Source organism: Streptomyces sp. NBC_00647 (assembly GCF_045207245.1).
Lineage (GTDB): Bacteria > Actinomycetota > Actinomycetes > Streptomycetales > Streptomycetaceae > Streptomyces.
In genome coordinates this window covers 8,240,003-8,254,878 of record NZ_CP109040.1, presented here as the reverse complement: position 1 = coordinate 8,254,878, position 14,876 = coordinate 8,240,003, and the positions used below count along the sequence as shown (strand labels likewise).

Annotated in this window: 5 protein-coding genes; 1 reads left to right on the top strand and 4 read right to left on the bottom strand. The window is 70.8% G+C overall.

All coding sequences use genetic code 11. The features are described 5' to 3' along the window. Positions 1-2 precede the first annotated feature (2 nt). On the top strand, positions 3-2,057 hold the full coding sequence (locus OG788_RS36225) for a hypothetical protein (RefSeq protein ID WP_406375250.1): 2,055 nt from the start codon (positions 3-5) through the stop codon (positions 2,055-2,057). A gap of 19 nt (positions 2,058-2,076) precedes the next feature. On the opposite strand, the gene OG788_RS36220 is transcribed toward OG788_RS36225, so the two are convergent. The 4 genes from OG788_RS36220 to OG788_RS36205 all read right to left on the bottom strand — a co-directional run bounded on the left by OG788_RS36220 (position 2,077) and on the right by OG788_RS36205 (position 14,848). Beyond that, a complete protein-coding gene (locus OG788_RS36220; RefSeq protein WP_406375249.1) occupies positions 2,077-6,903 on the bottom strand; it encodes a hypothetical protein in 4,827 nt (1,608 codons plus the stop codon). A 23-nt stretch (positions 6,904-6,926) separates the two neighbouring features. Next, on the bottom strand, positions 6,927-8,762 hold the full coding sequence (locus OG788_RS36215) for a hypothetical protein (protein WP_406375248.1): 1,836 nt from the start codon (positions 8,760-8,762) through the stop codon (positions 6,927-6,929). Positions 8,763-8,802: 40 nt separating this feature from the next. Continuing rightward, positions 8,803-12,765 (bottom strand): hypothetical protein, encoded by a 3,963-nt coding sequence (locus OG788_RS36210; RefSeq protein WP_406375247.1) that lies wholly within the window; start codon positions 12,763-12,765, stop codon positions 8,803-8,805. 118 nt (positions 12,766-12,883) lie between these two features. After that, complete coding sequence (locus OG788_RS36205; RefSeq protein WP_406375246.1) at positions 12,884-14,848, bottom strand: CHAT domain-containing protein; 1,965 nt, start codon at positions 14,846-14,848, stop codon at positions 12,884-12,886. Positions 14,849-14,876 lie beyond the last annotated feature (28 nt).

Sequence of the window (14,876 nt, the reverse complement as noted above, 5' to 3'; positions counted from 1 at the left end):
AGGTGCTCGCCCCGAACGACGACGTCGACCAGGTCGTCTGTGCCTACGACCAGGACAACCCTTCGAACAACATGGGTTTCGGTCCCATCGCCACCTCCTCCTCGATGCAGCGGGCCGTCACCCTCTTCAACGACGCGGGCCCTCTTCTGCGACCGGCGGGTCCCCCCGCCGACTCGGTCGCCTACGAGCGGCTGCCGTCCGGGGAAGAACTCATCGTGCGGAGGGTCGTCGTGCTCGACAATCTGCAGCGCGACAACCTGTTCAGCCAGGCGCTGATCGCTCCGGCCGGGCAGTTCGGCGCCGAACTCGCCCTCGGCCTCGACCACGACGACTGGCCCCTGGGCAGCGAGGTCACCCGAGTCCGGCTGCACGAGCGGCTCGACCGCGTGGACGGCTTCTTCCTGGCACGCAGGGGGCAGCAGGGCGCCGACCGGCTCCGGGACATCGGGCGCTCCGCCGACCACTTGGGCATCCTGTGCGACGTGACAGCCTCTCTGCTGGCCGAGCCGTCCCGCAGAGTGTCCCTGACCACGACCCAGGTCGGGGCACACCCGCGAGCCGTGCTGCTCGGACTCGTCGACCTTCTCACTCCCTTGCTCCCCGACCCCTGGTTCTTCTCCACGCTGGAGTCCGCCGAGTCCCGCGCCTATCGCGTCATCGTCCTGCGGAACTGGCCGCACGAGGGCAGTCCCGACTACGGCAGGCTGCGGATGGGCGGACAGCTCGCGCCCACCCCCACAGTGCGGGAGGTGGCCGGCATGCTCGTCGGCCGCTACCAGAAGTACGGTCTGGAAGGGCTCGACCTCCTGAAGGGCCGGCAGGACTGGCACTCGATGCATCCGGACCAACGGATCCAGGCGCTCTGGAGCACGCTGACCGTGGCTTCCGGCATGACTCCGCACAAGGCGTTGCCACCAGGAACACCCCGTGGAACCACCGCGTCCGAGCCCGGCATGAGCGGGGGCGGCGAGGACGCCGGCCGGTCCACGGACGGGGGCGCGGAGGACCGTGCGGCGCTCACCGAGCCGGCCCGGGGGCGCAGCCTCGGTATGTCGGCATCGCTCGTCGGGCAACCGTCGGGCCTGGGCAGGGCGGCGGCGGGGCAGGAGGACGGTGCGCCGGAACAGACAGAGGACGGGGACGGCCCGCACCATCGAGCCGCGTCGCTGCGGACGTCCGGGGGGAGCGCCTCGTCGGCCGCCTCGCCCACCGACGGCGACAAGGCCGGGATGCCGGGCGGGCTCCGCAATCCCCCCGCGCCGACGACGCCTCCGCTGACCCGGGGGTTCACCCACCCGCCGGTGGCCAAGCAGTTGTCGGGCGCCGACCGCGAAGCCAGGATCCGCCGTGTGACCACTCTCGTCGAGCGGGTCTTCGGGGCACAGACGCTTCCGGAACTGCAGAGTCTGGTGGACGACATAGGCCGGCGCGCCGACGGATGGACCGACGAGGAGGCGGACGCGGCCGCCGTGACGGCGATCCATTGCCGGCTCGGACTGCCGAAGCAGCGAGGACGGACGGGCCGTAAGCGGTCGGCGGCGGGAAGACACCTCCCGTACTTCTTCGACCTTCTGGTCCGGCGGGCGCTGTCCCGGCAGCCCGCGGCCTTCGCCTGGGCCGCGTTTCTGCATCAGGAGGCAGCCGCCACGTTCAGCGAACCGCTCCGGTCGGTGGTGGAGCGGATGTACGCCGAGCAGGAGCAGGGTGAACTCGTCCTTCACCAGGTGTTCTTCGTCGCCCTGGGCAAAAGGGCGTTGCTCGACGGGCTGAGCAAGAAGTCGGCGACCGCCCGGCGGACACCCGGCCGGCTCCCGCTCCGGCCCGGTCGGCCACCGGCGGCCCATGGCAAGGGCGGGAACCACGTCTGGCCGCCGCGGGCACCGCGCCCCACCCGGGCCGACGGCCCGCCGGACGGGACATCGGGCAGAGCGGACATCCGCGCAGGGCTGACCGAGGACCTTCTGCGGCTCGGCAAGGCCCTCTTCGGCGTCCTTCTCCTGCTGTCGGCGGGGACCGCCCTGCTGGTGTGGCTGGTGCTGTCGCTCGGCTTGCTCTGACGGGGTCCGTCGGCACCCGTCAGAGCAGCCCGAGCCCGAACATCTCCTCCGCGGGGATGTGCGACAACAGCCGGATCCGGGGCACGGCCGAACCCTCCTGCCCCCGGTTCGTGGCGAACCGCTGGAGCCGCTCGGCGACCTGATGTGCCGTCCGGCCGAAGCCGATCGCCTGGCTCAGCGCGCCCCGCCGCCAGCTGCCGTCCGGATCGGCGGACACGGGTCCGTACACCAGCACCGTCGGAACGTATCCGAGCAGGTACAGCTGGAAGGCGAACAGGTCGCGCAGGTGTGGTTCCCCGCCCTCACCGATCTCCTGCGGCAGCGCGTCCAGCACGAGCAGCGGCGGTGCCTGCCGACGTCGATCACACAGCCGGCGCACGGCGCGGTCCACGTCCTCGGGCAGGATCGACCGCGCGCTGCCGGGCAGACGAAGCGCGGCGCCCTGGCCGTAGGGCCGCATCTCGCCGTGCAGAAGGACCACGTCGACGGCCTGTTGCCCGGCCACATCGGACTCGTCGGGAGCCAGCAGGAAGTCCTCGGTCGCCGGAAAGACGACCGGTCCGCCGGGCTCGCTCGCCGGGGACGGGGGACGAGACCGGCCGTGCCGTGAGGCGCCTCCCGGAAAGCCCTGGACATCGACCTCGACCTGTCTCACCGGGCGTTCCTCGGCAGCCTCCCGTACGGCTTGCCACAGTCGGGAGGGGACACCGCCGCCCGTCTCCCGTTCGAATTCGGCCCATGCCTTGCGCCAGGAATCGTCGGCCTTGCCGCTGGGCAACGGCGTTCCCTCGTAGCGGCCGAGCCGGTACAGGGCGAACTGAAGGTTGCGACGCCGTGCCTCCTCCCACAGCGGAGTGTTCAGCGACTCGGCCAGCAGCTCGGCCGGCATGCCGACTTCGGCTCCGTGCCGTGCGGCGATGAGATGCCAGGCGGTGGGTGGATTTCCCTCCGGGACGAACGGATCCAGCGGTCCGAGCAGCCCGGCCGCCTCCCGTGCGGACTTCAGCGCCTGACGTCGGGGCCGGCCATGAGTGCGGGCCAGCAGGTCGGCGGCGCGCAGCGGCAGCATCTGCTGGCTCGCGTGTGGCTCGGGCTCGGGGAAGACCGCCGCCAGATCGGCGGGCACCAGCCGGTGCAGACGCAGCCAGGCCGCGTGAACCTGCCCGTTGTCCCGGCCCAGTCGCTCGATGGCCGTACGCAGGGCGGCCTTGGCCGCGGGGCTCGGGCCGATCAGCCGGTAGCGCAGCTCGGCGCTCCACAGCGCCCGCAGCCCCGCCGCCCGGGTGTCCTCGTCACGCTCGGTGCGGTGCCGGGCCAGCAGCCGGTCGAAGGCGTCGATGCGGGCACGTTCGGTGAGCAGGGGCGCGTCCGCGACGGGACCGTACAGACGGACCTGGTCGGCGAGCAGCATCAGGCGGCGACCGGGTTCGGGTACCGATTCCAAAGCCCTGGTCAGGGCCGCGACGTGGTCGCGCGTCTCCTCCGGTGGTCCGCACACCAAGGCGTGCACGGCGTGGGCGACCCATTCCGCGGGCGTGGGCGGCGGTCCGTGGAGGCCGGTGTCCTCCCTGCGCCGGGTCAGCTGCTCGGCCCAGCCTCTCAACAGGGCCGCCGCGTCCTCCCTCGACCGTTGCCGGTGCAGCAGGACGCATTCGGCGGCGTTCATGGCCGTACCGGCCTCGCCCCGCGGGCTCTCCCGCAGCGGCGTCGCACGGGAGATCCACTGATGGGCCCGCCCGAGGTCGCCCGCCACGGCCAGGGCCGTCGACGCCCGGAAGGCCAGGACGGAGAGGCGCTCCTCATCGTCGGAGGCACGGCTCAAGGCCCGGTCCGCGCAGATCTCGGCCTGTTGGAGGTCGAGCGTCTGTGCGTGCGCGCGGGCCAGGACCATGAGCGTCTCGAAGGCCAGTTCCGGCGCGACCTGTCCCGACACCGCGGGCAGGGTGACCTCCTCCAGCAACTGCTGTGCGGCGCCGGCATCGCCCATCAGCAGGTGCGACCGGGCCTGCAGCAGGTCAGCGGTGAGCGAGCCCCGGCCGAAGCCCTCATGGTCCGGAAGGCCGCCCGAGACGGGCAGGCCCGACCGGAGTTCCGCGTCCGCCCCGGCCAGGGCCACCCAGTCCTCGGTGCGGTTCGCGACCGTGCCGTACCGCCGTCGCCAGGCCCGCACCAGATCGGGACGGTCCGCCCGTTGCCAGTCGCGCATCGCGTACCGGGCCACCAGCAGAGCCTGCGGGCCTCCGCGCAGGACCGCCGCGTCGAACATCTCGGTGAACACGCGATCGGCTTCGGCGTGGCCGAGGTGGGCGGGCGCCCGGGTACGGCTGATGCGGACCTCACAGCCGGCCAGCAGCAGCCCGGTGTCCGCCAGCCAGATTTCCCGCAGAGCGTCCGAGAAGGTCGCCCGCGCCGCGGTGTCGAGGACCTCCCGCAACAGCCCCTGCGCCTCCCGCACCGTGCCGAGGCCCCGGCGCGCGCCCTCATGGAGCCGGAGTGCGGCTTCGAGAATCCGCATGCGCAGCCTGTCCTCACGGACCGGTGGCCTGCCGGGGACCGTCATGGCGGCCCGGCGCCGAGCCAACGTCAGATAGCGATCGACCTCGTTCCATGTGGGCAGGGAACCGTAGAGCACGGCATGCAGTTGACCGTAGGCGCGTTCGAGCGCGATGTCGTACCACAGCTGCGGCGGCATCACCCGGGAGTCGGGTTCGCCGCGTCCCTCCGCCTCGGGGCCCGCGTTCTCGAAGTCGGCGCTGATCAGCCGATCGGCCAGGTCGATGACCGTGGTGAACGCGCCGCGCCGCCACGCCTCGGCGACCTGGGAGTACCAGGTCGCCGCCACCTCGTCGAGGAAGGCGTCGCGGTCGCCCGGCCGGTCGACGGCGGAATGCAGCTGGTGGTAGACCTGTTCGGCGATCCAGCCGGCGGCCTCGGCGGAACCCTGGGCTCGCCGGGCGAGTTCGTGACAGCTAGCGGCACCGTCTCGGTGGAACCTGTGCCAGACCTGCTCCTCGTCCAGGCGCATGCGCCGGCTCAGTGCTCGCCGTACGTTGACGTGGACGAGCAGGCGGCTCTCGTCGCCCTTGATCCAGGCGGACCGGCGGGCATGCTCGATGAGGCGCCCCCAGAGGATCCGCGGCTCCACGGGACCGTCGGCGCCGATGTTCGGGTCCTGGGACAGCAGGGGTACGAGTACCTTCTCGAAGTAGTCGAAGGTGGGGTGCCTGGCGACGGCGCAGTACTCGAGGGCACGGCTGACCCGGGTGTCTTCGATGTTGCTCAGTTCCCGCTCGACGACGAACAGGTAGAGGGAGTCGCCGCCCCCCGGCAGGTCGTCCGGCAGTTCGTCCGGCAGGTCGGCCAGCAGGGCAAGGACGAGCGGGGTGAAGGCGGGCGAGCCTTCGACGTCCTGGGCGCTCGTCTCGACTATGCGCTTGGCCCGTTCGGGAGCTGTGCCCCGCATCCTGAGGTAGGCGTGTGCCTCCTCGACGGTGAACGGTTTCAGTTCGACGGATCGCCACGGTACGTCGTCGAAGGCGGACCGGAACCCTGCCGTCGTGGTGATGTCCGAACGGCCGGACAGCACCACGCGCAGCGAGGGGACCGCCCTGACCAGCCTGCGGATCAGGCGAATCAGCCGCTCCAGCTCCTCGTCGGGCCGGGTCAGAACCTCGTCCATGGTGTCGAGGCAGAGCAGGACGGGGCCCTGTGCCAGCACATTGAGCGCGTCGGTGAACTGGGTGACGAGAGCTCCCGGAACGGACGCCGTCTCTCTCAGGTCACGCGGCGGCTCACCGGGCATGCCGAACTCGCGGTCGAGTCTGTGGAGATGATCGCGGTGTTCGTGCACGAACCGCGTCATCGGCCCCAGCCGTTCCGCTCCCGGCATCTGGATCCGGGCTCGCTCGACGAGGCGGTCGGCGACCCTCACCAGCAGCAGTTCCGGCCTGTCCAGCAGCAGTTCGGGGACGAGCGTCTGCGCGTCCACGACCGCGGAGAGCACGGGTGGGTTCTGCCTGCTGCCGTACTTGGCCACGAGCCAGGCCAGTTGGGTGCTCTTGCCCATGCCTCCGTGTGCGTGCATATGGATCACCAGGGGTGGTCCCGGCGGCAGGGCGGTCCCCTCCGGGAGGGGAGCGTCCGGGGCCGGAGCCCGGACCGCCGATTCCAGAATGCCCTCGACCTCCTGACGCGCGACGTAGTGCCGGGTCTGCTCCAGGAACTCGTACAGTCCCCTGCCCGACTCCAGTCGTCGTTCCGCCTCGTCACGGCGCCACGACAATCGGGGGTGCAGGAACTCCGGGGCGAAGGGACGGAGGTCGTCGGGGGCGATCGCCTCCGCGAGCCGGTGGCACACGCCCACGTCGGGAAGGTTCTCGAAGACCGGGTAGAGCTTGTCGAACTCCTCGCACGCCTCGTCGTGCCGACCGGCGATGACCAGGAGCCGCAGTCTCTGCGCCAGCGCCGTGCCTCCGTCGGCGTCGGCGAGCCGGCAGGCGAGCCGCGAGGCGAGCCGGGCCATGTCCCGCGGCGGCCCGCCGCGCCTGCCGGAGTTCTGCCCGTCCAGCCACCAGGCGGCCCACGCCCCTTTGCGCACCAGCTCGTTGACCTCGTACCAGCCTGCCTCGCCGGGGTACGCCTCCACGGCGCGGCCGAGCTCGCCGAACGTGAAGTCCAGTCCGTCGGCGGCGGCAGCGAACGTGTCGTGATCGATGCAGGTCAGCAGGCTGCAGTGCTTGAGGACGTGATAGCGCCGTGGGTTGCGGTCCCACGACACGTGGAAGTGCCGGAACGCCTCTTCGTACGCGGCCATCCCGCCCACGGCCCCTCGTGCTCCCTGTTCCATGTGTCCCTCGCCCCCTTTCCCTGTCAACCGAACCGGCTCACTGCCGCGGAGTACACGTCGTTCAGGAACTGCGGGCCGAAGTCGCCCTCGATCATCTCGAGTTGCTCCGTCATGAGCTGACGCCACTCGCCCGGATTGTGCCAGTCATACCCCATTCGTGTGCCGAGTTCGCGGAGAAGCGGGGCTCCACGGTCCTCCTTCCAGCGCTCCAGGAGAACCGTGCAGCGCCGGGCGACGAACGCGTTCAGCCAGTCGGCGGTCTCCGGTCGGGCCGGGTCTCTCGCCGTCACCACGACGCTGACGGCGCTCGCACTGTTGAGAACGACGTCGAAGAGGTCGCGCACCAGGAACGAGGCCCACCCCTGCTGTTTCTCGTCCTCGCCGAAGTGGTCGAGCGCCAGTGCGAGGTGGGTACCGGACGGTGCCAGTTTGACGAGGAGATCGATCGCTCCCCGCACCAGTTCGTCGCGCACCGTCTTCGTACGAGTGCGGTACTCCCCGCGCTCCTTGGCGAGGAGTCGCTCCAGTTCGGCGAGTTCCTCCGGCGCGTCCCAGTCGCCGTGACGCTCCAGTTGGGCCCGGACGCTTTCGACCAGCAAAGACACCGTCTCGGTCACCGCGCTGTCCGAACGGGGCGGTGCGGGGACCCGCAGCTGGGCGTTGCGGGTGCGCCGTCTGAAGTTCAGGTAGAGGGCGCGGCGATCGCTCCGCTCCTCCCAGACCCGCAGCGTGGACAGCATCAGGCATGTGGTCCCTATCGGGGTGTCGGCGTCCCGGCCGGACAGCACGACCACCTCCTTCACGTCGGCCCCGCCCTCGAGATGCTCCAGCGCCGAGAGCCGTTGGGGCACGCGGTCGGTGACCCGGTTCAGGCACGTGTACAGGTCCGGTGCGTCGGAACCACCCCCGCGCGGCACGGCCTTCCGGGTCGGCAGGACCAGTTCGGGACGGCAGTTGACGGTGACGAGGGCGGACACGCGTGCGTCGCTCCGGGTCATCGAGCCCACCGCGGTGTCGAGGCTCTCGCCGGCGATCATCGCCCCGTAGAGCTCGGTGAGCGGAGCACACAGGTCGGGGGCCGGCGTCGACCCGGCGGTCACGGACACCGCGGCCAGCGCCGGGTACGGGGCGTCGGCCTCGATGTACGGCTCGAGCAGTCGGTGTGCTTCGGCGGGCGACTCCTCGCTGGTGGACACGACGAGCCGTACGGAGGACAGGTTGAGCCTGCCCAGGTCGTGCGGGGCGCGCTGGAACAGGGACCGGGCGGCACCGCCCGCCAGATGCAGCACATGAGGCTTGGTCTTGCGCAGTGCCGCGATCAGTTTCTCGTCGTCGACTGGGGCAGGGAGCACTTCGACCTCCCACCGTCCGGCGTGGGGTCCGACCGCGGTGTGCACCGCGACATCCTCGTGCCAGGGCAGGTCGCCTTCCGACTGCGTTCGGACGTCGACCCCTACGACCAGTACCCGTACCGAGAGATCGCGGAACGGCAGCGGTTCCCCCGGCTGGAAGCCTCCGGCGCCCACGCCGGTACGTAACACGCTCACCGGATGCGCCTCACGCCGGGCCGCTTCCTCGCGCGCGAGACGCTCCCATTCGACGTCGCACAACTCCCTCCCCACCGGGCGCAGTATCCACAGTCCAGGCGCATCGGGCCCTTCCCCCATCTCCGCGGCCACCTTGCGGCGCAGTTCTTCCCACAGTTGCTCCGGCCCGGCCGGGTCCGACAATGCCGACCGGGTCGTGATCTCCCATTGGTCCGTGTCGATATCGGCCCCCCGAAAAGCAGTCGACTCGACGGTGTAAGCCACCGGGCGCACATCCCCGGAAGCGATCCTGAGGTGGACGACGTTCGTCATTCACCTACCCCCCATGTTTCGCGCGCTCCCTGAATGGAGCCTATGGATCTCCCAGGAGTCTCCGAAAGCCAGATGCCAACTCTTCTTCGTCATCGACCATTCTTAGAAGGAATTTCTTCGGATCCATTTCGATCGGTACGCTCTCGGGGGCGTCGGGGCGAAACGCCTCGCGGAGACGCTCGCACAAGGCGTCCACGCCGGAAGGCGCACCCGAATCGCCCCGCCATCGCCTGCGGTCCTCCTCCCGCCCGCGCAGCACGTGCGCTTCCGTGAGCTCGCCGAGCAGGGCCGCGTACATGTGGTGCGCCGTGGCCTCCTCTCTCAACCGGGGGACTTCGCACCTGAGCTGGTCGTCGCCCATCCGCTGATGGCAGGCTCCGACGTCCATGGGCGTGCCCTGGGCGTAGAACAGGCCCAGCGCCTTGAGTTCGTAGTCGCGGGCCGCCTTCATCGCCGCGTGCTCCGCCCGCTGGTCGCCGTCGGCCCTCGCGTGGCTCGCGTGAGCCCGTTGGATGCGCGCCCGCGCCGAGTCCGTCATCGCGAGCAGGACGATGTCGCCGCTGAGTTCGACCTCGCGCACATGGGCCACCAGGTCGTTGTCCAGCTTCGTCAGCTCGTTCCGATCGCCCTGCAGCAGCGGCTCCAGTTCCAGCAGGCAGCCTTCGACCATGTGCAGGTGCCGTTTCACGGTGCCCTCGCCGTCCGGACCGAAGCAGTGCTCCAGGCGGATGTGGTCGGCGCGTGCCTGGACCCGGTGGGCGCCTTCGGCGGTGCCGGACGACTCGGCGGCAAGGAGTAGGTGAGCGTCGCGCCGAATGGTGAGGAGCTTCTGCCGCAGGATCCCCCCGTCCGCCCAGTGGGTACCGACAGCGTCACGGAACCGCACATCGGCGAGCGCCTCCACGGCCGCCGGGACGCGGTCCAGAACTTCTTGCAACCGCCCCTCGTCGAGCAGGACACGCAGGAGTTCGACCTCGACGGCGCTGGCGACCAGGCCGATGCGAGCACCGGGGACGAGCCGCTCCAGATAGTCGCCACCGACCTTCTTCGCCGCGGCGAGCCGCCCGGTGTCCCGCAGCCCGCTGAGTATGACGACGCTCATGGCGACCGCGAGCGGGGAGCCGTCCACGTCGGGGTCGCCCTGGCCCGTGCACAGCAGGGCCGACAGACCGGGCTTCCGGCCGCCCCGCTCCAGGGTCTCGAACACCTCGTACAGGCGCTGGGCCATGGTGTAGAGCCCAGGGTCGGAGTCGTGACGGCGGATGCTCCGTGTGATGCGGCCGAGCCGCTGAACCATGTCGCTCAGTCCGCGGTCCCGCCGTGAACGGGTCATGAGGGCGGCGACCAGCAGCAGGTAGGTGGACCAGTCCCCCACCCGCTCCAGGTAGGGCAGCGCCGGAGGGATGAGCCGCAGCGCATCCGCGGTGCCGCCGTGCGTGCGGTGGCGCAGCGCTCGCTTCGCCAGGCCCGCCACGTGCCGGCAGGCGATCCGGTCCACTTCTCCTCGCAGTTCGTCGCCGTCCTCGACACCGGTCCCGAGGCACGGGTCGACGGCGAGGGCGACGGCGGGATGGATGCGTATGCGTACCTCGAAGCCACCCGGCCGTTGCGTACGCGTCACGAGAGCGTCCCGGGCAAGCGCCGTCACCAGCGCGTCGAGCTCCTCGGTCTCCCCGTGCAGGGAACCGGTCTCCTCGTCGCCGGTCCGCTGTTCGGGTGGCAGATCGCGCCGTCTGCGGCGCAGACCGGCCCAGACCACGGCCAGCAGGCCCGGCTCGGTGCCGTCGTCCAGGTGGAGCACAAGGTCCCTGGCGCGCAGCCGGGAGAGGACGAGGAGCAGAAGGTGCCTCGGGTCCTCGTCGGGGATGCACCAGATCGTCTCGCGCGCCCACTCCTCGATCTCGGTCCAGACCGAGGGCGGTTGCTCTCCTCCGCGCGTCTGCCACCCCTCGGTGTCCATGGCGGCGAGACGGCGCAGTCGTGCCCTCCCGTCCGGTTCGCCCGCCACTGTGTCGGCGAAGCTCAGCAGCTTGGGATGGCCCGCGGCCCGGGAGAGTACGTCGTGGATGAGTTTGCGGTCCTTCTCGTCGGACGTGTCGCGGGCCGCATCGGTGATGACGGGGCCGAGGCTGGTCAGACTCTGGGCGTAGAGGAAGGCCTCGGCGGGTGCCAGCAAGGGCATCGGCACGTCGAGGAGCCGGTCCTGGTCGAGCCGCAGTGGGCGGGGACTCGTGATGAGCAGCCGGAACCCGCGGGCGCTCGGAAGGGTCATGGCCCCGATCAAGCGGGCCCAGCGCTGGTCTCGCCAGGGACCGTCGTCCGTCCCCCGCGCGTTCTGCGGGGGCTTGCCGATCAGCTCGCCGACATCGGAGAGGACGACCAGCAGGTACTCGTTGGTGTTCCCCGTGATCCGCTGCTCCACCGCGCGACTCATGCGTTCGAACTCGGCCCGGTCGGCCATCACGGCGTCCAGCCGCTGCTCCAGGCGCGCGGTGTCCGCGTCCAGATACGGGCGCATCGCCGGAAGCTGGAGCAGTTCCCGGAGGAAGCGGCGCAGTACCTCGTCGGATGACTCGCCCTCGCGGGATCTGGGCGCATGGCGCAGGACGTCGCGGTAGCGGTGCTGGTACTGGCTGATCAGTTCATCGACGCAGGTGGCCTTCCCCACACCGGGCATGCCGTGGAGGACGACACCCGCGGGTCCGTCGCCCCCGAGGCGCGCCAGGACCCGGCTCGCCGACCACATGGGGTCGTGGTGCCCGATGAGGCTCGGCGCGGATTCGTAGCTCAAGGCATCCGCCCGCGGCGGCTCCGGAGGACTCACGGTCAGTCCACAGGCTTGCGCGCCGTAGAGGACGGGAGCCGCGATGTCGAGAGGGCTCAGCAGATCACGGCATGCGGCGATCGCCGCCGCCATGGCCCTCGGCAGATTCACGCCCCGGGCGAGGAGGTGGTCGTAGAGGCTCACCATGAGCGCCACCGCCGCCTGATCGGATATCCGGTGCCGAAAGGCGAGGACGGGACAGCCCAGTTCCACGGCCAGATCCACGGCCAGCCCGCCGTGAGGGGGGTCCGAGTCGGCGGGGTCGGGTTCCGGCTCGGCATGGGAGGGTATGCGGAACATCGCCAGCCGGTCGGCGAGCGAGGGGCTGCTGGCCGGTCGGGTGGTCATCACCACCAGCCGCAGCCGCCGGTGGTTGTCGCTGCGACGCAGCATGCCGCTCAGCTCGCGGGCCGTCATCGGGGTGCGCTCGTGCGCGCCGTCGACCACCGACCAGGTGCCGGGTGTTCCCCGGCCGGCCAGATGCAGGATCATCTCCCAGTCGGCCCCCAGCCGGTTGTCACCTCGCCGGGCGTTCCCGAGGTGCTCCCCGACCTGTTCCCGGGTGACGTGGTACGAGAGCGCGCGCTTGGTGATGTCCATCCCGCGGCCGTCGGCGGCCACGTTCTCGATGGTGCCGAGGACCTGGGACTGCTCGGCATGGAGATCGAGCGGTTCGCCGGTCGCGGTCCTGCCGAAGAATCCGACGAAGTGCAAGGGGCGCATCTCCACGGCGCGCGGCGGGGCCAACGGCCGGGATGAACCGGAGACGTCGTACACAAAGGTCACCAGCCGGTCCGCGAGGCTGCCCTCCTCGTCCGCGGCGAGGACGAGCGGGTAGCCGATCATCTCCCTCTCGGGCCCGTTCGGATCCAGCCGGAGCAGCACCGTCGCCGGACCGTCCCGCAGCCGGGCCCACAGCCCCTCGGTGAGGATCGTCCGCCGGAGCCATTCGCTCAGGTCGCGGCCTATCCTCTCCTCCCCCAGCTCGCCGAATCTGCCGTGCCGCATGAAGGCGTGCGGGTCGGTGAGGAACGGGCGGAATCTCCGCGAGCCGGTCGACCCCTCTTCTCGTGCGAGATCCACTTCGTACTCGGTCGAAGTGCCGGCCTTGTCGGTGAGTCGCCAGTGCCAGCTCGGCAGGCCTGTCTCGGCTCCGGCGAAGTCCCTGACTTCCAACAAGGCGTCATAGTGCGCCGCCACGTTCCCCGTCCCCCCAAGACCCCTCGCATATGCCAGTGGAGAGCAGAGTAGACCCGCGACTGCCCCTCATATGCGGAAGAGCGGGAAAGAGGTGACGTCAAATATTCCCTCCCGGAACAGCGGCTTCCTTCCTTCGAATAGGCCTGCGAATTCTCGGCGGGTGCTGACGTATCCACTCTTCGAGTTCCGCCGAAGTGCCCGCGCTGCGCTCGGCGTTCATGAGCTCACCCGGAATACCTCCGGCGCGGCTCAGTATCTGGTGCGCGGGCACACCGGCCGCCATGAGCCGCGGAAGTGAACACAGGATCTGTCGCATCTCGCCGTCGCTCAGCGCCTCCAGCTCGACGCGCAGCAGGCCGGGAGCACGCTTCGGCTGCGCCGTACGGGAGGTGAGCAGCAGCCGGGCCGGCCCTTCCGCGAGCGCGAGTTCGTCGATGAACCGCCCCCAGCCCGCGTCGCGCGCCAGAGCACGGTCGGCGGCGTCCACCACCAGCAGCAGGCGCAACCGGGCGAGCCGGGAGATCAGCTCAGACGAGGACAGGTCGCCCGGGATGCCGCGGAGTTGGGGAATCTCCACCCGCAACTGCTCGAGCAGGCCGTCGACCGGCGTGACGTGGGACGGCGCGGGAGCCCCGTAGCCGGGCGGCTTGGGGTGCCACAGGATGTGGTCGAAGGCCTCGCGGTGATCGTGGGCCAGTTGGACGGCGCACGTCGTCGCACCGAGGCCGGAGGGGCCGTACAGGACCGCGCCGGGCGTGCCGCTGCCGACGGCGAGCGCGGCGCTGGCCGCTGTCATCTTCTGGAGGTGCCCGACGAAGGAATCGGGTCGGGCAGGAAGGATTCCGGCGGCGTCCGCACGACGGCGGCTCCGCGCCATGGGACGCAGGAGGCGGTCGGGCAGGCGCAGGTCGGCGGCGGTTGCGCCGTGAAGCACCGGCGTGGCGGCGAAGGACAGCGGGGTGGCGCCGGCCCCGAACCGGGCGTCCCGAGCGGCATCGGTCAGGGCCGCGTGGAGCGCCAACGGCAGGGGGTGGCCGTACCGGAAGAGATGCGTGTACAAGCTGCCGGCGAGATGCAGGGCGAAGTCGTTGCGCACGGGGAAGCGCATCGCCACGACGGCGCACCCGAGCCGCTCGGCGATGGCCGAGGCCAGCGAGTCCGGCAGGAAGCGGACGGTGCGCCCCGCCTCTCCTCCTCTCTGCGAGGGCACGGCGCCGCCGTTCGTGCTCCTGCCCGCCGACCAGCACACGGCCAGGAACACCAGCCGGGTCCGTCCCCGTGCCCGGTCCAGGAGTGCGAGCAGATCCTCGGCGCCCAGTTGATCCTTCGTGCCGTCCGCCTTCTCCAGGCTGAGGAGACCGGGCAGACCGTGGGCGACCAGGTGGAGCACGTCCCATCCCTCGGGCTCGTCCAGCATCGCGCCAAGGGTCTCGCGGGTCACGCCGAACTGCCGTGTTCGCACGTCGAGCGCCAGGGCAGAGTCGGCTCCGCCGGCAGCCAGGTCACGCATCCGGCTGCGCAGGACGGCGCGGTGGGCACCGAGGTCCAGTGCGGCCGCGGTCCATGGCAGGCTGAACAGGGCCAGCATGCGCAAGTTGGGCGGGAGTTCGTGCGGGGCGGCAGCAGGCCGGACGGCGGTGGACGGCCGCCGGTCACGTACGAACATCACGCCATGGCCTGGCAGGGACTGCCCGTCCACCAAGGCCAGTTCCCAGGGAAGATGTTCGAAGTCGGCCATGTCCGGCGGGAGTTCAAGACGCACGACGATGGGCGCCAACTCCGTCAGCCGACGCGCCATCTCCCCCAGTCCGACGTCGCCGATCCACTCGCCCGCGGCTCGCACGACGTCTTCGACGGCGGCTTCGCCGTCACGCCGTCCGTGCGACTGCTCGACCATGCGCTGGATTTCGTACAGTCCGGTGAGGCCGGCGCGTTGCCGCGACGTCGTGAGCCGCACCTCTTCGAACACCACCGGTCCGCCGCCGGTCACCTCCAGGCTCCAATCCCACCAGTCGGGCAGTCCGTCCGTCGAACGACGCCGCCATTGGCCGATTGAGAGCACGGCTGATCGCATCATGCAGTGTTTTGCC

Bases quoted from the DNA above. Each gene is read 5' to 3' on its own strand.
- OG788_RS36220 (WP_406375249.1), bottom strand. From the start codon at position 6,903: ATGGAACAGGGAGCACGAGGGGCCGTGGGCGGGATGGCCGCGTACGAA.
- OG788_RS36215 (WP_406375248.1), bottom strand. From the start codon at position 8,762: ATGACGAACGTCGTCCACCTCAGGATCGCTTCCGGGGATGTGCGCCCG.